The following is a 22,857-nucleotide window of genomic DNA, read 5'->3' on the forward strand; positions in this document are numbered from 1 at the left end:
AAAGTCGTTTGACATTCATGTGACGTCTCGAGTGGCGCATGAGAAGACTATAAGCGATCGTTAAGAAGCTGGCGACTCCCTATCGGCGGCGAAGTCTGCCTTCGCGCCACCATCCGATAAAGAGAAGGGCCAGCGTGCCCAAAAGGGCAAGCCAGGACGGGCAGAGTTCAGTCAGTCGGCTCGAAGAGGCAACCGGCACAAGCTGACGCGGAAATCCGATCCAGCCCGAACCCGCAAAATTGCCGGACGTGACCTGCCTGATCTGCGGTGTTACCGTGTTCTCACCCAGCCAGAGCGTGGCACTATGGCTTTGCCTGGCGAGAGGCGAGAGAATGGTCGCCGTGGCACGCAGATCGGCATCCTCGATCGGGTTGCGCGTGGCCTGTGCGGCGACAGCCGTGAGACCGTCCTGCCGCACCACCCACAGACCGTCCTGACCATTGGTCGGCACAGTGTTGGCAAACACGCCATTCGTCGCTGGTTTGAGGGTGACGGAATGACTGGTGCCGTCCGGCGCCGTCACGCGTGCAGGGCTGGTCAGACGGGTCGAATCGCTGTGACGTTCGATATGCAGGCTGTTTTCCCTGATCGAGGCACGAAGCTGGTTTTCTTCCAGCTCAGGCTCTTTCATCAGCCAGTGAGACAGCCGCTTGAGCAGTTCGGCCTGGGGGCCACCACCGCCTTCGCCTCGTGACCAGAGCCAGAGCTGATCGGACAGAAGCAATGCCACGCGCCCCTTGCGCACGGTGTCGAGCACAAGAAGCGGCTGGTTTTCGGGCCCTGTCAGAAGGGACGTGCCGTGAAGCGAATCCGATGCCAGCCCGCGATACCACGGTCCCCATGGCTGGGGCAGGCCCGCCGTTACCGGGTGGCGTTGGCCTGACTCGGTTGGTTTTGGTACGAAACGTTCGTTGATCACACCATTCGGTGGCACATGCGCGGGCAGGATGTCGGCCAGAGGCGTATCCTGCAACGTGCCGTCCTCGGTGAATTCCGGCCCGGCAGTCAGCAGCAGCCCGCCGCCCTCACGCACGTAATCGGCGATATTGGCGAGGTAATCCTGCGGCAGGATTCCGGCATTGTGGAAACCATCGAGAATGATCAGATCGAATTGTTTGATCTTGTCCTGAAACAGCTCCTTGATCGGGAACGGAATCAGGGCGAGATCGGAAAGCGGCGTGCCGTCATCCTTGTCCGGTGGCCGCAGAATGGTGAAATGCACGAGATCGACGGAAGGATCGGCCTTGAGCAGACGACGCCAGACGCGCTCGCCCTGATTGGGTGTGCCGGAAACCAGCAATACCTTGAGCCTGTCGCGCACCCCGTTGATGCGCACGATGGCACTGTTGTTGCGCGGGCTGACCTCACCGGCGAGAGGCGCAGCCGAAAGCGTGATCAGCGTTTCACCCGGATGCCTGACCGGCACGGTCAATTCGAGCGGTTCGCCCGAAATGGCCGGAATTTGCCGTGGCGGCTCGTCTCCCTGACGCAGGGTGAGCGTGACGGGCTGCTTTCCTGCTGCGCCGAGATCGTCCACCACCATGCGCAGGGTCGCGTCCTTGCCGACGAGGGCATAAGGGGGTGCCTGCAGAATGCGCAGTCTGCGATCTGTTTCCTCACCCTTGCCCGTCAGCAGAACATGCAGCGGCAGAATCCTGCCGTCACGCTGGAAAAGCGGGGGGAGGGCAGAGGGTGCATCATGCACCATGCCATCGGTCAGCAGAATGGCGCCGCTGAACCGTCCCGGGGGGAGGTCCGCCTGATCGATGGCGTCGAAAAGACGTGTGCCATGGCCATCGCCACCCTGAACAGTCACGGTGTGCAGGGTGAGGCCCGGTATGGCGTGCGCCTCTTCCTGAAGGCGAGCAGCGGCTTTTTCAGCACTGTCGAGGCGGTTGCGCAGCGCCATGGAGGGTGAGTGATCGACCACCAGCAGGACATCCTGCGGAGCCGGTTCGAAGAAAGGACGGCTCAGGCGCGGACCGGCCAGCCAGAAGACGAGCAGCAGCAGCGCCAGCATGCGCGCCAGACTGCCCGGAACCCGGCGCAGCAATGCGTAGACGCCGATAATGACGGCCAGCCCGGCGGCCAGTGCGAGCAGCCAGACCGGGATGAGGGGCATGAAGGTGAGATGGATCATTGTTCCATCCTCTTCAGAAGTTCGGGAACACGCATCTGGTCGGCCTTGTAATTGCCGGTCAGGGCGTAGAGCAGCAGATTGACACCAAAGCGATAGGCCTGGGTGCGTTGGTCATCACCGCCGGGAATGACGGCATAGGGCGTATTGCCCTGCGCATCCATGGCCCAGGCATGAGCCCAGTCGCCTGCGCCGATGATGATAGGGCTGACATCGTCATTGCTGTCATCGCCGCTGCGCGCCACCCAGACGGGCAGACCCTGCACGCGGCCGGGAAAATCGTGAAGCAGGTAAAAACTGTGGGCCAGAACATGATGGTCGTCGAGCTTGCTCAGCGGCGGCACGACCAGACCCGCGGTAGCCCTTTTGAGCGCCGAGCGTGTCTGACCTTCATCCTGCGTCGAGAGTTCGGAGCCGACCCCTTGCGTGTCGAGCATCAGGATACCACCATGCGCCATGAAGCTGTTCAGGGCTGCAGAGCGCTTCGGGTCTTCCTGCACGTCTTCGGTGATGGGCCAGTAGAGCATCGGATAATAGGCCAGATCGTCCTTGCCGGGGGTCACCCCATCAGGATGGCCCATCACGGCAGAGGAGCGATCCGAGGCATAATTCGACAGGCCCTGAAGCCCCTCGCGCGAGGCTTGATCGATATCGTCATGACCTGTCAGCACATAGCCAAGGCGGGTTTCGAGCGCGGCTCCCGGCACGGTGCCATGGGTGACGGCCTGGGTTTTCGGGGTCTCGTCATCTTCCTGCGCCAGGGCGCAGTGGGGCGCCATGAGAGCTGGTGCTGCGACCAGAAGACCAAGCATTGCCAGACGTCCGAGCATCCCGCGTAGCCAGAGCGCGACGAGAAAATCAGCCAGCAGCAGAAGCAGCGCCGCACCCAGCGAATACGGGGCAAGTGCATGATCGAGTGAGACATGATCGGGCGTCAGAGCCGTCCCCATCAGGGCTTCCGGCGTGATGGGGGGCAGATGGTCGCCCAGATTGAACGCACGACGCGACAGTCGCGGGCCGTAAAAGCCGGGCGGATGCTGCACATCGGGTCTGGTCGTGGCAAAGGCCTCAACCGATAGCGGGCGTGCGGCTTCAGGCGGGGCGACAAGTTGTCCATGCGCATCGAGCATGGTGAAGGGAACGAGCTGACGCAGTTCCGACTGGTCTTTCTGACCGACAGAGCGCTGAACCAGCCGCTCGAGCATCGCGGGGAAAAGTCCGGAAAGCGGCAGGCTCGACCAGTCGGCTGTGCCTGTCACATGAAACAGCACAAGCTCACCTTGGCCGAAGGCGCTTGCGGTCACCAGCGGCGTACCATCGCTCAGTCTTGCCCAGACATGGTCGCCCAGTTCGGCGGTGGGCTGGGCCAGAACCTGACGGGTGACAGTGACTTCCTTGGGCAGGGTCAGGCCGTCGAAAGGCGAATGTTCTGCAAAGGCCGAAAGCACTTGCGGCTTGCCCCATGACATGGGGCCACCGAGTTGACGCATACCGCCCATCAGCGGCACGGGCAACAGGGTCCTAGCCTTGTCGGGGGATGATGCATTCGGGTCCGATGCGAGAACCGGGCCGGCAAAGCGTATCAGCACGCCACCATGACGTACCCAGTCGGCAACGCGTCTGCGGGTATCGTCATCGGCAAGCGTGCCATCGGTCGCAATCAGAACCGAGAGCTTCTGCTTCAGCAGATCAGGCACCGCGCCACGATGAAGTTCGCCGACGCCCTCGATGGCCTGAGCCAGAAAGAATCCCTGACCCGTCAGGGGCGTGTCCTGCGTGCCGGGGGTCAGCAGGCCCACAGGGTGACGGCGCTGTCCTGCGTCAAGCAGATAGAGCGCAGAAGGGCCGGGCAGAGGCAGCGTGTCGCTTTCCAGCGCCAGACGGGTGGCACGATTGCGCAGCAGAGGCGGCAGGGGGAGGTCAGTGCCGCTGGCATCTTTCCCGGTGAGGGGGAAAATGCCGAGCGTACCGCCATTCTCGTCACGTGCCCGCACTGCAAGAGGGCGTGTGGGGCAGGGCAGCGCGCTGAAAGACGCTGTCAGGGCCCCGTTATCACCCTGATGGGCCGAAAGCAGCATCGTGTCGCAGCCCGGCCAGCGCATGTCGCTCACGCGACTGCCTGAGGCATGCAGCGCCTTGGCAAGTGACGAATCGGCCGGGGTCGAGACACCATCCGAAAGCAGCACGATGTCGCGCACGGTGCCCTGCGCCGTATTGTCCCGAAGCGCTTCGATCTGCCTGGCGCTCTGTGTCCGGTCCGCAGGCCAGGAATGTGGCGTGAGCGCGAGAAGACGCTCTTCGAAACGGGCGCGGTCACGGGTGGTAAACGGCGCGGCCATGCTGCCATCGGCATCGGGCGCGCTCAGAAGAAGCGTGACCTCATGTCCGGCGCGAAACCGCCTTTCGGCAAGGCTGCGCGCAGCGCGCAGGCGCTCCTGCCAGTGAGGGACGGCTGCCCAGCCATTATCGAGAACCAGCTCCAGATCCTGGGAAGGCTGTGCGCTGAGATCGCGACCAAGCCAGACAGGCTGGGACAGGCCAAGCACCAGAAGAGCGACAGCAAGCAGGCGCAGAACAAGCAGCCAGAGTGGCGAACGTGCCGTATCGGCCCGGCCAGCTCGCAGGCGGCGCAAAATCTGGAGAGACGGATAGGCCTGCTCTTTTGGCGGGGGCGGCGTCGCCTTGACCAGCCAGTAGATGACGGGCAGGGCAACCAGCCCTATCAGCGCAAGGGGGGTAAGAAAGATCATGCGTGCAGACGCCCCCCTGTGAGCCGCGCATAAAGCGCGAGCAGGGCAGGCAACAGGGGTTGATCGGTGTGATGCAGCGTGAAGCCTGCGCGATGGGATTCGGCCATATGAGACAGCCGGTCGAGATGGGCGCGCATTTCGCGCTCATAGGATTCCGCAAGCGTCTCTACGGCGGGAAGCGTCAGATCGCCCTCGGCTTCGAGACTGTCGAAGGTGATGCGCCCTGCATAAGGCAGGCTGCGCTCTGCCGGGTCGAGCACACAGAGCAGTTCGGTGCGTGCGGGTCTTGCGGCAACATCGGCCAGCAGTTTTTCCATCGCGTCAGGCGTGACCAGGAAATCGCTCACCAGAATGAGCTGGCCATAGGGGCGCAGCGTATCGAGTGAGGGCAGGGAAACAGACGGGCCGAGAACGAGATTCTGGGCGAGGCGGGGCAGCGCATGAGGGCCACTGACCGATCGTCCCTGTTCCGGTCCGTTCAGAAGGGCGACGCGCTCGCCGCCATGCAGCGCCGCTGCGGCAAGGGCCAGAGTAGCAAGCTGCGCCTGGGCGTTCTTGCGTGGCAGGTCGGGGCGTGACTGCCAGTCCATTGAAGGCGAGGGGTCGCACCATAAGGTGAGTTGCTGCGCGCCTTCGGCCTCGCGTTCGCGCACCCAGAGCTGGTCGCTGCGCGCCGACTGGCGCCAGTCAATGCGATGGGCGGGCTCATGATCATGGGCCGGGCGATATTGCCAGAAATCCTCGCCTGCACCGGCACGATGTTGATGATGCACACCTGCGCGAAGCTGCTGCCCGATGCGTTCGGCTTCGATCACCAGAGGAGGCAGAAGGGCCTCGGCTTCTGGCGTGAGCGCGGGCGTCTGGGCCGACGAAGCGCTGGCGGCGCTTTTCTGACGCCGCCACTTCCCGAAAAAACCGCTCACGGTCAGAGAAGCGCCTCAACGGCCTTGGCGATGAGCTCTTCGACCTTGAGCCCCGAGGCACGGGCCGAGAAGCTCAGCGCCATACGGTGGGCGAGCACAGGCTCGGCCAGTTCGGCGACATCGTCCAGGCTCGGCGCCAGTCGTCCGTCGAGCAGGGCCTGGGCGCGGCAGCTCAGCATGAGCGCCTGTGCCGCACGCGGGCCGGGGCCATAGAGAAGGGAGCTTGCCAGTTCGGGCCTGTAGGCGGTTTCCGGACGAAGCCCGCGCACAAGGGTAAGAATGGCCTCGAGTACTTTCTCGCCTACGGGCAGGCGGCGCACGAGCGCCTGTGCCTCGATCAGACTGCGAGCCGAAAGCAGCACAGGCGCTTCTGCAGTGAGGGCGCCGGTTGTCTGCAGCAGCATGTCGCGCTCGGCATCACGCTCGGGAAAGGTCAGGGCGATACGCAGCATGAAGCGATCGAGCTGTGCTTCCGGCAGCGGATAGGTGCCTTCCTGCTCGATCGGGTTCTGGGTTGCCAGAACATGGAAGGGGCGCGGCAGCTTGTGATTGGTGCCAGCCTGAGCCACCTCATATTCCTGCATGGCCTGAAGCAGGGCGGACTGGGTGCGCGGGCTGGCGCGGTTGATTTCATCGGCCAGAAGAAGCTGCGTGAAGATCGGCCCCTTCACGAAACGAAAGAAACGACGGCCATTTTCATCCTCATCGAGGATATCGCTGCCCGTGATGTCGGAGGGCATCAGATCGGGTGTGAACTGCACGCGCCGTGTATCGAGCCCCAGCACCTGCGCCGCCGTACTGACGAGCAGCGTCTTGCCCAGACCGGGTGCGCCGATCAAAAGCGCGTGACCACCAGACAGAATGGTGACCAGAAGCCGGTCGATCACATCGCGTTGCCCGAGCACAATCTGCCCGATTGCGTCTCTGACAGCGCCGAGTTGCGCGGTCAGGCGCTCGGCCATGGCGAGATCGGCAGGACTATCGGCGGAAAAGGAAGAGAGGTCGTTCTGGCTCATATTTGTCAATCTGACAGTTCCGGGGGTTTCATCAAGCCATAAGACGACCCAACTTGCAGCATGAGACGAGATTTTTGGACCGCAAGCGGAGAGAGCGTTGAAAGACGGAGTGGCAAAACGGACGTCAGACTGCGCAGAAACACCAGATTGCGCAGAGATGCAGGGCAGGCATGAGGTCGAGTGCCTTTCCGGTGCAGAAAGCCATGACGGGATCGCGGCAGGGGCAGCGACACCCCGCGTGCTGCCTTTTCTCATCAAGCGTGACGGCACATGGCTCTATCGGGGCTCTCCGGTGCGTCGCAAGGAGATGCTCTGTCTGTTTGGCTCCATGCTCACGCGCGACGCAGAGGGGGCGTACTGGCTGCGCACCCCGAGTGAAAACGGAACGATTCAGGTCGAGGATGTGCCCTTCATTGTGCGCGAGCTCGATTTCAGAGGCGTTTGCGGTCGGCAGCAGAATCTCTGTCTGCGCACGAACATGGATGAACTGCTCTGCGTCGGTCCGGCCCATCCGCTGATCGTCGACTGGCAGCGCCCACCTTCTGAGGATTGTGCAGCGATTCCCTATGTGCAGGTCAGGCGTGGCGATGGTGACAAGCCGATACTCGCCCGATTGTCGCGCCCGGTCTATTATGAGCTCGTTGCCCTGGCAGTGCCGGGTCATGTTGGCTGCCGGCCCTGCATGGGTGTGTGGAGCCAGGATTGCTTCTTTCCACTCGCCTCCATGCCCTGATCCTGAAGACAGGGCGGGGGTTCGTTCCCTTCCACTGGATCTGACGTGACGATTCTCGATCTCCTGCCTGACCGTTCCGGCCTCGACCGCATCTGGTCGATCCTGCCACAGGCGCGTCTGGTCGGAGGGTCCGTGCGTGATCTTCTGCTCGGCGGCCAGGATGTGCATGATCTCGATCTGGCGACACCCGAACCGCCAGAAGAGATGCAGGCGAGGCTGGAAGCCGCCGGGGTCAAGACCATCCCTACGGGTCTGTCCCATGGTACGATCACTGCGCTGATCGCACGCGTGCCTTATGAGATCACGACATTGCGCCGGGATATCACGACTGACGGCCGTCATGCTGAGGTGGCCTGGACGACCGACTGGCAGGAAGATGCGGCAAGGCGCGATTTCACCATCAATGCGCTGTTCTGCGACCGCCACGGCGAGATCCACGACTATTTCGGTGGACAGGACGATCTGAAGGCGCATCGACTGCGCTTTGTCGGCGATGCCGGTCAGCGTATCGAGGAAGACGCGCTGCGCATCCTGCGCTTTTTCCGTTTCGATGCCCGGTTCGGCGATGAAAAGCCGGATGTAGAGGCCCTGTCTGCCATAACTGCCCGTGCCGGGCTCATTGCCGGGCTGTCTGGCGAAAGACTGGCCAGCGAGATGCTGCGCATTCTGGTCGGCCCGCATCTCATGCGTACGCTCGGGCATATGGATGAGGCTGGCATTCTGGCGCCGATCGTTCCAGCCCCGCGTCTCGACCGGCTGGCGCGAGCGCTCGATAACGGTCTGCCTGAAGACGGGCTTCTGCGTCTGGGCGTACTGAGCGATGCGCCCGATCTGGCAGGAAAACTGCGTCTGTCAGGCAAGCAGATCGAGCGTCTGGCGCGTATGAACCCGGCAAACCGCCTGACATCCTTCGATCAGGATGGGTGTGTCATGCCCGAGGCTGCCATGTTTGTGCCGGAGCTGAGCGATGATTGCCTTCGTCGCCTTCTTTCCTGTCACCCGAAGGAAAGCCTGATCGACCGAAGCTGGTCTGCGCAGGCCGATTCCGGTGTGCAGGGCCAGTCAGGCTGGGACATACTCCGGGCGCGGCTTGCGGCAATGGTCGTGCCGGTCTTTCCCGTTGCGGGCCGCGATGCCGTGGCGCTCGGGGTTCCGGCAGGCAAGGATATCGGCGTGCTGATCGGGGCGGTGACGCGCTGGTGGCGCGCCAGAGGCTGCCTGCCTGATCGAGAAGCCTGCCTGAGGGAACTCAAAAACCGTCTGCCCCTTTCCCCGCAAGGCCTTGGGCGGTAAATGGCAGGAATGAAAATACCGCAGCAGGCAAGCCAGCCCCCTTTGCGCCGCATTGATCCTCAGGGTGCGCAGGGCCGACAGATGCTCTGGCGTATCTGGCGCGAAGAGGTGCGTCAGCATGTTGGCCGACTGGCCGGTGTGGTGGTTCTGACCATTCTGACAGCAGGTCTGACTGCGCTTTATCCTCTCGTGATCAAGCGCGCTGTCGATATGTTTGCCGTGCATGATCCGCGCATCCTCTATCAGGTGCCTGCACTTGTGGTTCTGGTGACAGGGCTCAAGGCCGCCAGCCAGTACGGACAGACCCTTTCGGTGCAGAGTCTGGTCCTGGTGGTCATACGCGGCCTGCAATCGCGCATGTTTGCCCACGCGCTGACGGCCGATATCGCCCGTATCGAGCGTGAGGCACCGGCACAATGGGCCGCGCGTTTCACCACCGATGCCGTGTCGATACGCGAGGCCATGATCCGCGCGGTCAATGCGCTGGGCGATGTGGTGACGGTTGTCGGCCTCGTTGCCTCGATGATCTATACCGACTGGGAACTGAGCCTGATTGCGCTCGTGCTCTATCCCGTCGCGGCTGTGCCTATCCAGAAGCTCGGCAAGCGTGTGCGTCGTGCCTCTGGCGGCATGCAGGAACAGATTGGCGAGACGGCGACCCTGCTCAATGAGAGCTTCGCTCTGGCGCGTCAGGTTCGTGTCTATCGCATGGAAGACAGCGAAGCGACGCGTATCGATCGTTCGCTTACCCTGCTGCACAACGCGTTCTGGCGCATCTCACGCGGTCGCGCCCGTGTCGATCCCGTACTCGAGGTGCTGGGTGGTACGGCTATTGCAGCCGTTCTCGGCTTTGCGGGGTGGCGCGCGGCCATGGGCGGCGCCACGCTTGGCGATTTTACCGCTTTCATCGCCGCACTTTTCGCCGCCTCGCGTCCGTTGCGATCGCTTGGTTCGCTGAATGCGGCCCTTCAGGAAGGGCTTGGCGGGCTTGAGCGCGTTTTCTCTGTGATCGACGAGCCACCCGCCGTTGCGGAACGTCCCGATGCGCGCCCCTTGCCACCGGGTCATGGTCGTCTGGTTTTTCAGGATGCCCATTTTGCCTATCCCGATGGACGCATCGGCCTGAAGGGGCTGAATTTCGATGTGCGTCCGGGCTGGACCGTGGCGCTTGTCGGGCCGTCAGGCGCAGGCAAGTCGACGGCATTGTCGCTTATCCCTCGTCTGCATGATGTGAATGGCGGCGGAATATTGCTGGACGGGGTCGATCTTCGTGATCTGCGTCTTGCCGATCTGCGCGATGCCATTGCCTATGTCAGCCAGGACACCACGCTTTTCGATATGTCGGTGCTGGAAAATATCCGTATCGGACGCCCGAATGCGAGCCGCGCCGAAGTCGAGGCAGCAGCCTTGGCCGCTGCCGTCGATTTTGCCGACACCCTGCCTGAGGGGCTGGATACGCGCGTCGGGCCGGGCGGGCAGCGTCTGTCCGGTGGCCAGCGTCAGCGCGTGGCGCTGGCGCGTGCGCTTCTGCGTGACCCGCGTCTGCTGCTGCTCGACGAAGCCACCAGCGCGCTCGATTCAGAGAGCGAAGCCAAGGTTCAGAAGACGCTTGCCGATCTCAGGCGCGACCGCACCACGATTATCGTGGCGCATCGTCTCTCGACGGTCAAAAGCGCCGATCTGATCATTGTGATGAGCGAGGGTATGGCTGTCGAACTCGGCACCCATGCCGAGCTTCAGGCCCAGGGCGGGCTTTACGCCCGCCTCGTACGCAACCAGTCTCTCGACCTTGTGGACGTGCCTGTCGCTGTCCCGCAGGATGTGCCGCGGCAGGCGATGGAAAACACGCCCCTATAAGGCGGGGGCGAGCGCAGCGAGAACGGGCAGAAGCTTTTCATAGAGCGGTCGCTTGAAGCCCAGATTGAAACGCGTGACGTCCTGCGGTGCGACCCATTCCCAGCGGTCGAACTCTGCCGGTTCGGTGCCGTCGCCCATCAGGTCGATGGCGCTGTCCTCCTCGGTCATGCGCATTGCAAACCAGCGCTGTGTCTGGCCGCGATATTTGCCATGCAGCGCCTTGCCGATCAGATGGGGCGGCAGATCATAGGACAACCAGCCGGGAAAACTGCCGAGCAGCGTGGCATGACGCAGGCCGGTTTCTTCACGCAGCTCCCTGATAGCGGCTTCTTCAGGCGATTCATTGTCGTCTATGCCGCCCTGCGGGCATTGCCATACATCCTTGAGGTCAGTGCGCCTGGCCAGAAAAAGCGCGCCCGCGCGATTGAACAGCATGATGCCGACATTGGGACGATAGGGAAGGGTTTCAGGATCGATCATGACGGAAGGCTCATAAGAAACCGGCCCCACTGAGGGGGCCGGCAAGGGGTAGGATCAGTGCTTGGGTGCTGGTGCCGGCGGAGCGGCAGGTGCCGGGGCCGGTTTCTGGTCTTTCTTGTCCGACGGTTTGTCGGCGGCTGGCTGACCCAGAGGAAGCGCCTCGTCGGGAAGAGAGGCCATGGCGCGCACCACACGCAGACCCTGCTGAAGCTGGAAATCCGTCGCGGGCTTGGACAGTTCGAAGCGCGGCCAGTTTTCCGGCGGGGCATTGGGAATGCTGGTCGAAATCGACGGCAGATCGGTGCGTACCGGCGCCTTGTTCTTGTTGCCGCCCGTATTGGTGATGATATGGGCAAGATCGGCCTCTCGATAGCCGTAGCCATCGTCGTCCTTGCTCTCCTTCACCATGATATCCGGGGCAATGCCCAGCGCCTGGATCGAGCGCCCCGAGGGCGTGTAATAGCGTGCCGTGGTCAGGCGTACCGCCCCATGACCGGGCACGGGGATCAGTGACTGGACCGAGCCCTTGCCAAAGGATTTTTCGCCCAGAAGCACAGCGCGACGGTGGTCCTGAAGCGCACCGGCCACGATTTCCGAAGCCGAGGCCGAACCGCCATCGATCAGAACCACGATCGGCAGCTTGCCGGTGATATCGGTGCCCTTGGCATCCCAGCGACGGTTGTTTTCGGCATGACGCCCGCGGATCGAGACAATCTCACCCTCCGGGATGAAATCGTCACTGACCGAAATGGCCTGATCGAGCTTGCCGCCCGGATTGAGACGCAGATCGAGCACGAGACCCTGCAGCTTGCCACCCGCCTTGGCCTTGAGCTTGTCGAAGGCCTCATGCATTGCGGTTTCGGTGTCGTCATCGAATTCGGAAATACGGATATAGCCGATATTGCCATAGAGCGCCGAACGCACGACCTGCACATGCACGACTTCACGCGTCATGGTGATCTTGAGCGGCTTGGGCTCCTTGGCGCGAATGATCGTCAGCGTGATCTTGGTACCCGGATCGCCACGCATCTTGGTGACGGCCTGATCAAGTGTCATGCCTTCGAGAGACTTGCCATCGACTTCGGTGATGTAGTCACCCGGCTTGAGCCCGGCGCGCGAGGCAGGGGTGCCATCGATGGGCGAAACCACACGGATATGGCCGTTCTGCTGCTGGACCTGAACGCCCAGACCGCCGAACTTGCCGCTGATCTGGATCTGCATGTCCTTGAACTGCTTTTCGTTCATATAGGAGCTATGCGGATCGAGACCGCCGACCATGCCGTCGAGCGCGTTGTTGATCAGATCCTTGTCGCTGACCGGTTCGACATACTCGGCGCGCACCAGATCGAGCACGGTACCGAACAGGGTCAGCAGGCGCAGGGTCTCGCTGTGATTGTCGGGGTCGGCGGCGACCTCCTTCGCGAAGGCCTTGCTGCTGATCATCTGCCCAAGGCTTGGCGCCATCAAGGCTTCCAACGTCGGACCGGCGGTGATTCCGGCCAGGAATGCCGTTCCGAGCAGCAGACCAGTGCGGAGCTTCATGCAATTCATCCCTTGAATCCGGCCCGGAGCCGATCCTGTTAGCGTCTCTTTGCCTGCAGGACCCGAAAACCGGGAACCCTGCCGGGCGGAAGTCAGAAATCTATAGCGTTCTTAACGCAGTCTGTCGAAACAACACAGACTCGCCAAGCGCGATCATGCAATTCGGTTTGCCCGATCCTGTCGCGTCTCCCGTCAGAGATAGGGGCGCGGATCGATGATCTTGCTGCCAGAGCGCAGCTGCACGAAGAGCCGCCCGCCAGCAGCGTCCATGGCGCCCAGCGCCATGTTGCGACTGACATTCTGACCGCTTGCCACGGAAAGCTGCCCGATGCCGGACAGGACAAAGCGGTAATGGCGCCCGCAGTCGAGAATGATCATATTGCCGAAAGAGCGAAACGGCCCCGCAAAATCGATCTGACCGGCGCAGGGCGCGCTGACCGGGCTCGATGCCTGCGCCATATAGGTGATGCCCGTGGCCGGGCCGCTTTCCGTGTCCTGATGCCATGCGGTGACGATACTGCCTGCAACCGGGCCATGCCCGCCCCCATGGCTGATGCCGCCGCCTGCCGGACCGCTCAGGCGTCTGGCCTGGCTGCTCATGGCCTGGGCCTTTTCCTTCTGGTTCTGCAGCGCAAGCGCCTTTGCTTCCTCTTCCATACGCGCGCGCAGACGGGCCTGTGTCCTGTCTATGGCGGTGAGCGCGTCATCGAGTGTGGCGGCAGTAGCTGTGGCAGAAGCGATTTCGGCGCGAGCCTCTTTCAGACGGGCCTCGGCTTCTTCCTGTTGCTTCGTCGCATCGTCCATCTTGCGCGCATTGGCGTCACGCAGTCGTGCCTGCGTCTGTCTGGCTTTCTCGAGTGCCTCGTTGCGCTCAGCAAGATGCTGCGCGGTCTGGCGAAGAAGGGCTTCCTGTCCACGAAGATCGTCTGCCTGCCGGGTGGTGAGGCGGGCCAGACCTGCGATGAGACTCAGCCCCTGAACCGACTCATCTGCCTGACCGGACAGGGCGACAAATGACGTGCTCGGGTAGCGCGCAAGACGCAGCGCCACGGGCAGAATGGCCTGCAGGCTGGCCCGTCTGCGGGCAAGAGCCGCCGTTTGCCGCTTCTGCTGCTCGGTGAGCTGCGCAATTTCCTGCGTGAGGCTGTCGATCTGTTTTTCTGTCTCGGCGAGCGCTGTCGCAGCCTGATCGCTCAGGGCAGAAAAATGGCGCGCGCGTTCCGCCTGCAAAGCAGCGTCCTGAGCGGCTTTTGTCTGGGCCTTGCGTTGGGCGTCAATCAGCGCTGCCTCGTGGGCCTTGCGCGAAAGGAGAGCCTCGCGGTCACGCTTTGCCTTGTCGAGGGCCTTCTGGCTGGCGCTCTGGGCGGCATGTCTGGCGTTGGTCGCGGCAAGCATCGGGGTCTGTCCCATGAGACAGACCCCAAGCAGCAGGGAACCGGTCAGGAGCGGTTTCTTGACCGGCATGTACAGGCTTAGCCGTTGATGAGGCATTTGCCGGTCATTTCTGCCGGCTTTTTCAGGTTCATCAGGGTCAGCAGCGTCGGGGCCAGATCGGCCAGACGGCCGTCATGGATCGCGGGAATGCCGCGCCCGCCATGCAGGATGACCGGCACGCGGTTGAGCGTGTGCGCGGTATGCACACCACCCGTCACCGGGTCGCGCATGGTTTCGCAATTGCCGTGATCGGCCGTGACGATAAGTGCGCCGCCCATCTTGTCGATGGCGTCGACGATACGTCCAAGACCGGTATCGACGGCCTCGCAGGCCTTGATGGCGGCAGACAGCACGCCCGTATGGCCCACCATGTCCGGATTGGCGAAGTTCAGGACGATCAGGTCGAATTTGCCGCTCTCGATCGACTCAACCGCACGATCGGTCAGTTCGGGTGCCGACATTTCCGGCTGAAGGTCATAGGTCGCGACCTTGGGCGAGGGGACCAGAATGCGCTCTTCACCAGGCAGGATGGCTTCGCGCCCGCCGTTGAGGAAGTAGGTCACATGCGGGTATTTCTCGGTTTCGGCCATGCGCAGCTGTGCCAGACCGGCCTGAGAGACGACATCGCCCAGAAGATGCTCCATCGATTGCTTGGGGAACATCACACTCATGAACGGCGCCAGAGCCGAGCTATAGGCTGTCATGCCGCAGACAGAGGCAAACTTGACGATCTTCGAGCGCACAAACCCGTCGAAATCGGGGAAGAGCATGGCGTCGAGCAGTTCGCGGATGCGGTCTGCGCGGAAATTGGCCGACAGAATGCCGTCGCCATCCTTCATGCCGGCATAGTCACCGATCACGGTCGGGATGACGAATTCATCGGTCACGCCCTTCGCCTGGCTGGCAGGCAGAACGGAGAGCGCATCGGCGGCGTGCTCGCCCTTGGCGGATACGATCACGTCATAGGCAAGGCTGACGCGCTCCCAGCGGTTATCGCGATCCATTGCGTAGTAGCGCCCGCTGATGGTCGCGATCGACGCCCCTGCGGGCAGTTCGGCTGCAAGGGTGCGGATATAGCCATCGCCTGAATCGGGAGCCGTGTCGCGCCCGTCAGAGAACACGTGCAGGGCCACCTTTACCCCGGCGGCAGCCACGATTTTTGCAAGGGCAGCGATGTGATCCATATGGGCATGAACGCCACCCGGCGAGACAAGGCCGACGAGATGACAGGTGCCGCCGCTGGCTTTCAGCGCATCAATGAAGGCGCAGAGAGCCGGGTTCTGGGACAGAGAGCCGTCACGTGCGGCGCGGGTGATGCGCGGCAGGTCCTGCATGACCACGCGACCGGCACCGATATTGAGATGGCCGACTTCGGAATTGCCCATCTGCCCCTCGGGCAGACCCACATCTTCACCGCAGGCCTTGAGATAGGCATGGGGGGAGCTGGCCCAGAGACGGTCGAAATTCGGCGTGTTGGCGAGGGCAACAGCGTTGTCTTCATGGGTTGCGCTGTCACCGAACCCGTCGAGAATGACGAGCATGACCGGGCGTGGCGTGCCGGAATGCGATGCGGACATGAGAAGTCTCCTGCAATTTTGCGCGTATCATGACGCATTTCGGCGCTTATGCGAACTCTCCCCCCGAGGGCGGAGGCAATTTTATTGAGGTTACTGCGATCACAAGAAAAGTGAGGGGCCAGCAGGCGCTGGCCCCTCCCGACGCTCTTCAGGCCGGGGAAAATTGCGCTCATTCAACCAGATAGACGCCTGTCGTAGCTGATTGCTGGCGCAGCACGCGGCTCTCGCCCGTCTCCAGATCGACCACACGGATCGTTCCCCCCAGATCGCTGACGAAGGCCTGTTTTTCTGCCTTGTCGATGGCGAGGCCGATGCCCTCATCAAGGCCGCGCAGGATTACCTTGCGGTCGAAAAGCCCTCTTCGGTCGATGCGCGCCATGTTCAGGCTGTTGCCATCCGGCGGCGCTCCACGATCGGTCCAGTAAAGGTGACCGGAGCCGGGAAAGACATGCAGGTCGATGGGCTCAGGCAGATGATCGGCCAGAATCTCGATATCGTGACGGTCTGCCGGATCGGCGCCGTCAGCCATTGCCATGGGCATGCGAAAGATCCGGCCGATACCGCCCTTGGGTGAGCCTTTCTGCGTCCAGTAGATCTGACGGTTGACCAGATCGAGGGCAATGCCCACGCACTGGCGCGAGTAATCGGGCATGTCCTGAGGATAGTCTCCGCGTTTCAGCAGCACCTCGACGGCTGTTCCGTCGAGAGCGCTACGCATGATCCTCATGCCTTCGCGGTCGCACCAGTAGAGATGCCCGCCGGGCTGATCGACGGCAAGCTGCTTGGGAGTGACGATCTGGCCCTTGCCCACCAGTATCTCATGCTGACTGCCATCAAGCCGGGCACGCTCGATCGTACCGTCGGGGGCCTCCCAGTCTGCCCCCATATTCGTCCAGGTGATCTGACCTGCAGCCTGGTCGACCCAGATTCCGTCAGGCGTTCCCCAGCGTGCGTCGACATGCCCAACGACGCGCCCGTCGCGTGTCGACAGCGCCGTGATGGCAGGAGGCGCGGTTTCGAGTGTGTAGAGGATGGGATCGTCACTCATGATGCGGTTCCCTTTTCGCTGTAATCATAGAAGCCGCGACCCGTTTTGAGGCCAAGGCGGTTCTCGGCAATCATCTTTTTCAGAAGCACACGCGGTGCCTCGGGCAGGTGCGGATAGGCGCGCGCATAATGCTCCTCGATTTGCAGCACGATATCGAGCCCGACCCGGTCCATGGCACGGAACGGCCCCATGGGCGTGCCCTGTGTCTCGCAGTAGATGCGGTCGATCACTTCGGGAGTGGCGACCCCTTCGGCGGCAACGCAGAGCGCCTCACGCTTGATGGCGGCCCAGATACGGTTTTCGATGAAGCCGATGCTTTCTTTCTGCGCGATATAGGGTGAAAGCCCCAGCGTCGAAAAATAGCCAGCGAGTTCTTCCATCAATCCTGGTCTCGTGGCGCCGCAGGACATGAGTTCCACCGCACGCTGCTCGGGTGGCATCATGAAATGCGTGTTGAGCATGCGAGATTTGTCCGCAACTTCCGCCGCCATCTTGCTGGAAGGGTAAGACGATGAATTCGTCGCCAGAATCGCGTCGGGCGCCGCTTTTTGCGACAGCTTGCCGAAAAGAGGGATCTTGAGATCCAGTCGCTCGGGAAGTGCCTCGATAATCAGCCAGGCGCCGTCGATTGCGGCCTCCAGCGTGGGGGCGCTGTCGATCTGACCGGCCACGCCACCCTCGAGTGTGGCGACCACACTCGCAAGTGTTTGTCGTGCGTAGTCGAGACCGGCCTGCGCCGCTGAGGCGTTGCTGTCGAACAGACGCACCTGCCCGCCACGCGCCGCGAGCATCAGCGCAATGCGTCTGCCGAGCGTGCCCGCGCCAATGACTGCTGCGGGACGTGTTCTGGCCCGTTCGATTATGGTGTTCGCCACGGAAAATCTCCTTTGGGTCAGGAGACGGCAAGGACTGCCGCCTTTCTGACTGAATTCGAGACATCATAACGCAGTTCGAAAGGCCGAAATCTTGCAATAACGCAGGTCATGACTGCATAAATTCAGGATGAGCCGGAACGAATACAGTGTTTTTGTCGCAGTCGCCGATAGTCTGAGCTACACGCGCGCTGCCAGACGGCTCGGTGTGCATGCCACCAGCGTCTCGCGCAGTGTCGAGCGGCTGGAAACCCGTCTCGGTTTGAGTCTTGTCGAAACAGGGGCTGACGGCCTGCGTCTGACCGAAGCGGGTGAGCGTCTCAGTGCCTTTGTGGCGCCCTTGCTTGATACACTCGATAATGGTGTGGCGGCGCTCTGTCGTGATGCCCGCAGCGGTGGTGTGCTGCGCATTGCGGCGCCGCCCGAAATTCTGATTTCCTGCGTCAATCCGATTGTCAGGGAAATGCTTTCGCAGAACCCGGCCATGCGGATATCGCTTGAGGCCAGCGTCAGCCTGCCCGATTTCAAGCGCGCCGAATGCGATATCTTTCTCAGCCACCGGCGAGATGAGATGAATGAGGGTGATTATCGCATCAGGCGTATAGGCACCTATGATATCGCCCTGTTCGCCTCGCCGGAGTTTCTCGCGAGGCAGGGCCATCCCGCCATACCGCAGGATCTTTCCTCGTTTCCCTGCCTTACCCGCCCCGGCGAGCAGGGCTGGACACTTATTCCGATCGAAGAGGAGGAGGGACGATGTGCGGCAGGGCAGATCGATATTCCGCTCGACAGTCGCATTGCTGCGACACCCGCGCCGATCCGTCTCGATTTTGCCTGTGCAGGCAGCGGCATCATTGCAGCCAGTCTCGAATTATGTGCGCAGCCTCTGGCAGAGGGCAGGCTCATGCGCGTCCTGCCTGGCTATCGTCTGCCATCGGGTGCGCTTTTTGCAGCCCAGCCTATGAGGCATCATACGCGCCCCATTGCCGATGACTTTCTCACCCGTCTTGTCGACCAGCTGAAATTGAACCGCAAGCAGAGTGAGGCGCTGGAAAAAACACGCTGAGGCGCCATATCTGGCGTATTCTTCCGTCTACCCGCCCCGGAAAAAGGATCCTTTCCATGAGCGACGATATCCAGATGCCAAGCTGTGGCCTGCCCTTGACCCCCGAGCAGCATCGCGTGCTGCGCGAGCATGGCACGGAGCGACCGGGTTCGAGCCCGCTCAATGATGAAAAGCGCGAGGGCGTCTATCATTGTGCCGGCTGCGGCGAGCCTTTGTTCGACTCATCGACCAAATATGAGAGCGGTAGTGGCTGGCCGTCCTTTTTCAGGCCGCGCGACGGCATGACCGAAACCACGGTCGACAAGACACTGGGCATGACACGTATCGAGGTGCATTGCGCCGGGTGCAAGGGTCATCTGGGTCATGTCTTCCCTGACGGGCCGAAACCGACCGGATTGCGTTTTTGCATGAATGGTGTGGCGCTTCGCTTCGAACCAAGCTGACAGCGCAACGAATTTTCGGTAAGGACCGCGCCATGACTGCCCTTCCTGACTCCCTGGTCGTGCTCGACCACCCGCTCGTTCAACACAAGCTGACCCGTCTGCGTCAGGCCTCTACCTCGACTGCGGGGTTCAGAAGGCTGACGCGCGAGCTGAGCCTGCTCATGTGCTATGAGGCCACGCGCGACCTCAGCACCGAGCCGGTCGAGATCGATACCCCGCTCGAGCGCATGGAGGGGCGTCAGCTCTCCGGCAAGAAGCTCTGCTTCGTGTCGATCCTGCGTGCGGGCAACGGTATTCTGGACGGTATGCTCGACCTCATTCCTGCAGCCCGTGTGGGCCATGTCGGGCTCTATCGCGATCACGATACGCTCGAAGCGGTCGAATACTACATGAAGCTGCCTGATGACGTGGCCGAGCGCGACTGCATTGTGGTCGATCCCATGCTGGCCACTGGCCACAGCGCGGCGGCGGCACTTGATCGCATCAAGGCCAGCGGCGTGCGCAAGATTATTTTCGTCTGCCTGCTTGCTGCGCCTGAGGGTGTGGCCTGCCTTGCAGAGCGTCATCCCGATGTGCGTGTCGTGACCTGTGCGGTCGATCGCGGTCTGGACGAAAAAGGCTATATCCGTCCGGGTCTGGGCGATGCAGGCGACCGCCTGTTCGGAACCCGCTGATCATGACCAGCGAAGATATCGATGAATGGCTCGATAGCTGGGTCGAAACGCATCACCAGCATTGGGGCACGCCAGCGCAGGCTGCTCAGGCCTGTGTCGCTGCGGCAGGTGAGGTCGGTATTTCCGAACGCGACCTGAATGCGGCGACCGGCGGCGATCTGGCCGCCTATCTTGAAGAGGAGGCTGCGGCGATTGCTGAAGCCTCAGGCGCCGCCCCTTCAGACTTCTGACAAACGGGTATCCAAAGGGCGACCGCCCTTTGGCGAGGTTCGGGGCAGAGCCCCGAAAAGACCCGTTATTTCGGCGCAGGACCACGAATGATCTGGGCCATCTCATCAGGGCGAACCCAGTGATGGAAGGCGTCCTGCACCTGTCTGGCGCTCATGGCGTAGACGGCCCTGGCGCGGTCATCGGGCTCGGTGAGGGGCAGGCCGAGATCGACAAGCGACAGATACTGACCGGCAATACCGCCGAAGCTGGCGCGCTCCATCGGGATAGCGCGCAGGATCGACGCCTTGGCGTTGAGCAGTTCGTCGTCAGAGACTGGGCTGGATTGCATGGACGAGACGTTGCGCAGGGCAGCATCGCGGGCCTTGCTGGTCTTGTCCGGGTCCGACCCGTAAGAGATCATGAAAGCGCCGCGATTGGCCGACCAGGCGAAGTCGGAGCCTGTGGTGTAGACCATGCCGCTGCGTACGCGCAGATCCTGCATGAGACGCGACGAAAAGCCAGAGCCGAGAACTTCATTGCCGACTTCAAGTGCATAGCGATCGGGGTTCTTCACGCCGCTGGCGACGGTCTGGGCGAGGTAGACGGAATCCTGCACGCGACCGGGGTCGTCGATGATCGCCTGCGAATGCTTGCTCTGGGGGCGCGCGGGCAGGTCAACCGCAGGTTGTGGGCCTGTCGCGGTCCAGGCGCCGAATGCCGACTCGACCGAAGCCCTGGCCTTTTCCGGGGTGATGTCACCGATCACGACAATGGTGGTCAGGTCGGGACGATAGGCGGCCTTGTAGAAATCCTGCACATCAGCCAGCGAAATCGACGAGAGCGTCTGGGGTGTGGTTTCGCGAAGTGACGGATCATCGGCGGGGGAGAGCGCTTTTGTCACGGCACGCTGGAAGCGATAGCCGGGCGATTGCAGAACGCCTGCCTGCGTCGCGATGGCCTGCTGCTTCATGATCATGAAAGCCTGCGCGGGGAAAGCCGGGTGAAGCTCGTTTTCAGCCAGGAGTGCCAGCGTCTTGTCAAAATTGGCGCTGAGCGTGCTGAGAGAGAAGGAGACACCCCCACTGGCATCAGAGGCGAGGGCGTCGAGGGCCGCTGCGAAAGCGAGGCGATCATGGCTCGTGCTGCCGAACAGGAAAAGATCGCTCGTCAGATCGGCAACGCCTTCCTTGCCCTTGGGCTGCTGCAGGTAGCTGTTATGGCGGATGGAGCCGTAGAGGCGGATTGTATGGCTGACATGCTCGGGCTGCACCAGAAGGGTGATGCCATTCTTGAGCGTGTAGCGTGCGGGCAGGCTGAGTGGCTCGGGCTTGGGCAGATCGGCCAGAGCCGTCGCCGCCCAGTCGGGCAGGGTGATATTCTTGCTGGGCGGCGGCAGAAGCGATTCCGGCCCCTTGGCGCCACCGATCTGGGGTGACTTGCCCCCCGATGGAGTCAGAATGCCGGTCACAGCATGAGCCGGGTCGAGCAGGCGGGCAGCAAGAGCATTGACCTGCTCAAGCGTGACGCCGCGATAGGCCTTCACCAGATCGGCGGGTGAATTCACGCCGCTATAGGCCAGCGCATCGGCCCAGCTCTGGGTCAGATCGGTAATGCTGTTGGCGTTGAATTCAAGAGCGGCAATTTCCTTGCGCTTGGCCGCCTCGACCAGATCGGCAGGCACGCCTTTCTGGCGGATCGTTTCGAGAATGCCGCGCACTTCACCCAGCAGCGCGCTGGGGTCCTGCCCCTTGGGGAAGGCGGCCAGCGCACTGCCGACACCGGCATGCACGCGGGCGTTATAGGAAAACTCGGTTCCCAATGCCTTGCCCTGAGGCACAAGAGCGAAAAGAGCGCCGCGCTGACTGCTCAGGACATCTGCAAGAATTTGCGCCGCTGCGTAATCCGGGCTCTGCGAGCCGGGCATACGATAGGCGATGCTCAGAATGCCTGTGGCGTAGTCGCTGTCGATCTTGATGGTCTGCGGTGTGACGGGGGCCGGCTCGACCACTGGGCGGGCGGGGAGCTTGCCCGAGGGGATGGCGCTGAACTGGCTGCGCACCTTGTCGAGCGTGGTCGCGGGATCGATATCCCCGACGATGAGCAGGATCGCGTTGTTGGGCTGGTACCAGCTGTCATAGAAGCCGCGCAGCAGTTTGGCGTCGGTCTTGTCGAAGGAGGCACGCGTGCCCAGCGCATCGTGCTCATAGGGCGTGCCCCCGAACAGGGCGCGATTCAGCGCGATCGTATAGCGCTGGAAAGGCATCGAAAGGTCGCGGGCGACTTCCTGTTCGATAGCACCGCGCTCATGTCCCCAATCAGCGTCTGTCAGCAGGACATTGCGCATGCGATCGGCTTCGATTTTGAGCAGGAGATCGAGGTAATGCGCGGGTGCCTGAAAATAGAACTGTGTCGTGTCTTCAGTCGTGAAGGCATTGCTGACATTGCCGATGCGTGCGCTGACGGTCGAAAGCTGGTCGCGGCTGAGGGCCTTGGAGCCATTGAACATCATGTGTTCGAGCGCATGCGCCGTACCCGGAAAGCCATTGGGTGCAGCTGCCGAACCGGCAAGATAGATGACCTGTGTCTGCACCACCGGGGCAAGGCGATCGGGCACGATCACGACGCGCAGCCCGTTCGGCAGGGTGGCCTTTACGGCGCTGTCCATTGCGGTGGCGGCATGAGGGGCCGGAGTGGCGGGGGCTGCCAGAGCGGGGAGGGTCAGTGCGGGGGCGACGAGCAGGCTCGACGCCAGAAGCATTTTGCGCAGATGAGGCAGCACGGCCATGTTGAACTCCTGATGGC

At 62.3% G+C, this 22,857-nt stretch carries 18 protein-coding genes; 7 read left to right on the forward strand and 11 right to left on the reverse strand.

The window, feature by feature from the left end:
* Positions 1 to 79: 79 nt before the first annotated feature.
* From AA105894_RS14895 to AA105894_RS14910, 4 genes are read right to left on the reverse strand one after another with little or no spacing between them, the layout of a single operon-like run.
* On the reverse strand, positions 80 to 2,140 hold the full coding sequence (locus AA105894_RS14895; protein WP_267312426.1) for a VWA domain-containing protein: 2,061 nt from the start codon (positions 2,138 to 2,140) through the stop codon (positions 80 to 82).
* Entirely contained in the window at positions 2,137 to 4,887 is a 2,751-nt protein-coding gene (locus AA105894_RS14900; protein ID WP_267312427.1) for a DUF4159 domain-containing protein, read from the reverse strand. Before AA105894_RS14900 ends, AA105894_RS14895 begins: the two co-directional genes overlap by 4 nt.
* Positions 4,884 to 5,810, reverse strand: coding sequence for a DUF58 domain-containing protein (locus tag AA105894_RS14905; RefSeq protein ID WP_267312428.1), 927 nt, complete (start codon positions 5,808 to 5,810; stop codon positions 4,884 to 4,886). Before AA105894_RS14905 ends, AA105894_RS14900 begins: the two co-directional genes overlap by 4 nt.
* 2 nt (positions 5,811 to 5,812) lie before the next feature.
* Positions 5,813 to 6,826 (reverse strand): AAA family ATPase, encoded by a 1,014-nt coding sequence (locus AA105894_RS14910; protein ID WP_267312429.1) that lies wholly within the window; start codon positions 6,824 to 6,826, stop codon positions 5,813 to 5,815.
* Positions 6,827 to 6,983: 157 nt separating this feature from the next.
* Here AA105894_RS14910 and AA105894_RS14915 point away from each other — a divergent pair, with 157 nt between their 5' ends.
* The 3 genes from AA105894_RS14915 (at position 6,984) to AA105894_RS14925 (ending at position 10,709) form a co-directional block, all read left to right on the forward strand.
* Positions 6,984 to 7,559, forward strand: coding sequence for a DUF1285 domain-containing protein (locus AA105894_RS14915; protein WP_267312430.1), 576 nt, complete (start codon positions 6,984 to 6,986; stop codon positions 7,557 to 7,559).
* A 45-nt stretch (positions 7,560 to 7,604) separates the two neighbouring features.
* Complete coding sequence (locus AA105894_RS14920; protein WP_267312431.1) at positions 7,605 to 8,852, forward strand: CCA tRNA nucleotidyltransferase; 1,248 nt, start codon at positions 7,605 to 7,607, stop codon at positions 8,850 to 8,852.
* Positions 8,853 to 8,933: 81 nt separating this feature from the next.
* Positions 8,934 to 10,709 carry an ABC transporter ATP-binding protein gene (locus AA105894_RS14925; protein ID WP_267312469.1) on the forward strand — a complete coding sequence of 592 codons (1,776 nt, stop codon included), beginning with the start codon at positions 8,934 to 8,936 and terminating at the stop codon, positions 10,707 to 10,709.
* On the opposite strand, the gene AA105894_RS14930 is transcribed toward AA105894_RS14925, so the two are convergent.
* From AA105894_RS14930 to AA105894_RS14955, 6 genes are all read right to left on the reverse strand, one after another.
* The gene (locus tag AA105894_RS14930) at positions 10,704 to 11,189 is read right to left on the reverse strand and encodes an RNA pyrophosphohydrolase (RefSeq protein ID WP_267312432.1); all 486 of its coding nucleotides are present in this window, start codon (positions 11,187 to 11,189) and stop codon (positions 10,704 to 10,706) included. The two genes, AA105894_RS14925 and AA105894_RS14930, sit on opposite strands and share 6 nt — an antisense overlap.
* Positions 11,190 to 11,243: 54 nt before the next feature.
* On the reverse strand, positions 11,244 to 12,731 hold the full coding sequence (locus tag AA105894_RS14935; RefSeq protein WP_267312433.1) for a S41 family peptidase: 1,488 nt from the start codon (positions 12,729 to 12,731) through the stop codon (positions 11,244 to 11,246).
* A 192-nt stretch (positions 12,732 to 12,923) separates the two neighbouring features.
* The gene (locus tag AA105894_RS14940; protein WP_267312434.1) at positions 12,924 to 14,195 is read right to left on the reverse strand and encodes a murein hydrolase activator EnvC family protein; all 1,272 of its coding nucleotides are present in this window, start codon (positions 14,193 to 14,195) and stop codon (positions 12,924 to 12,926) included.
* 8 nt (positions 14,196 to 14,203) lie between these two features.
* On the reverse strand, positions 14,204 to 15,742 hold the full coding sequence (gene gpmI / locus AA105894_RS14945; protein WP_267312435.1) for a 2,3-bisphosphoglycerate-independent phosphoglycerate mutase: 1,539 nt from the start codon (positions 15,740 to 15,742) through the stop codon (positions 14,204 to 14,206).
* Between the two features lie 169 nt (positions 15,743 to 15,911).
* Entirely contained in the window at positions 15,912 to 16,790 is an 879-nt protein-coding gene (locus tag AA105894_RS14950; RefSeq protein WP_267312436.1) for an SMP-30/gluconolactonase/LRE family protein, read from the reverse strand.
* Positions 16,787 to 17,665, reverse strand: a complete 879-nt coding sequence (locus tag AA105894_RS14955) for a 3-hydroxyacyl-CoA dehydrogenase family protein (RefSeq protein ID WP_267312437.1) — start codon at positions 17,663 to 17,665, stop codon at positions 16,787 to 16,789. Before AA105894_RS14955 ends, AA105894_RS14950 begins: the two co-directional genes overlap by 4 nt.
* Positions 17,666 to 17,792: 127 nt before the next feature.
* Between AA105894_RS14955 and AA105894_RS14960 the strand changes: the two genes are divergently transcribed.
* Genes AA105894_RS14960 through AA105894_RS14975 form a run of 4 tightly spaced genes read left to right on the forward strand, consistent with a single transcriptional unit; the run spans position 17,793 to position 20,075 of the window.
* The gene (locus AA105894_RS14960) at positions 17,793 to 18,728 is read left to right on the forward strand and encodes a LysR family transcriptional regulator (protein WP_267312438.1); all 936 of its coding nucleotides are present in this window, start codon (positions 17,793 to 17,795) and stop codon (positions 18,726 to 18,728) included.
* Positions 18,729 to 18,784: 56 nt separating this feature from the next.
* Complete coding sequence (gene msrB, locus AA105894_RS14965) at positions 18,785 to 19,171, forward strand: peptide-methionine (R)-S-oxide reductase MsrB (protein ID WP_188426038.1); 387 nt, start codon at positions 18,785 to 18,787, stop codon at positions 19,169 to 19,171.
* Between the two features lie 32 nt (positions 19,172 to 19,203).
* On the forward strand, positions 19,204 to 19,845 hold the full coding sequence (gene upp / locus AA105894_RS14970; protein ID WP_188426037.1) for a uracil phosphoribosyltransferase: 642 nt from the start codon (positions 19,204 to 19,206) through the stop codon (positions 19,843 to 19,845).
* Between the two features lie 2 nt (positions 19,846 to 19,847).
* Positions 19,848 to 20,075: a hypothetical protein gene (locus AA105894_RS14975; RefSeq protein WP_267312439.1), complete on the forward strand. Its 228-nt coding sequence runs from the start codon at positions 19,848 to 19,850 to the stop codon at positions 20,073 to 20,075.
* Between the two features lie 65 nt (positions 20,076 to 20,140).
* On the opposite strand, the gene AA105894_RS14980 is transcribed toward AA105894_RS14975, so the two are convergent.
* Positions 20,141 to 22,840, reverse strand: coding sequence for a M16 family metallopeptidase (locus AA105894_RS14980; RefSeq protein ID WP_267312440.1), 2,700 nt, complete (start codon positions 22,838 to 22,840; stop codon positions 20,141 to 20,143).
* Positions 22,841 to 22,857 lie beyond the last annotated feature (17 nt).

The organism is Asaia spathodeae NBRC 105894 (assembly GCF_025994195.1).
GTDB classification, from domain to species: Bacteria; Pseudomonadota; Alphaproteobacteria; order Acetobacterales; family Acetobacteraceae; genus Asaia; species Asaia siamensis.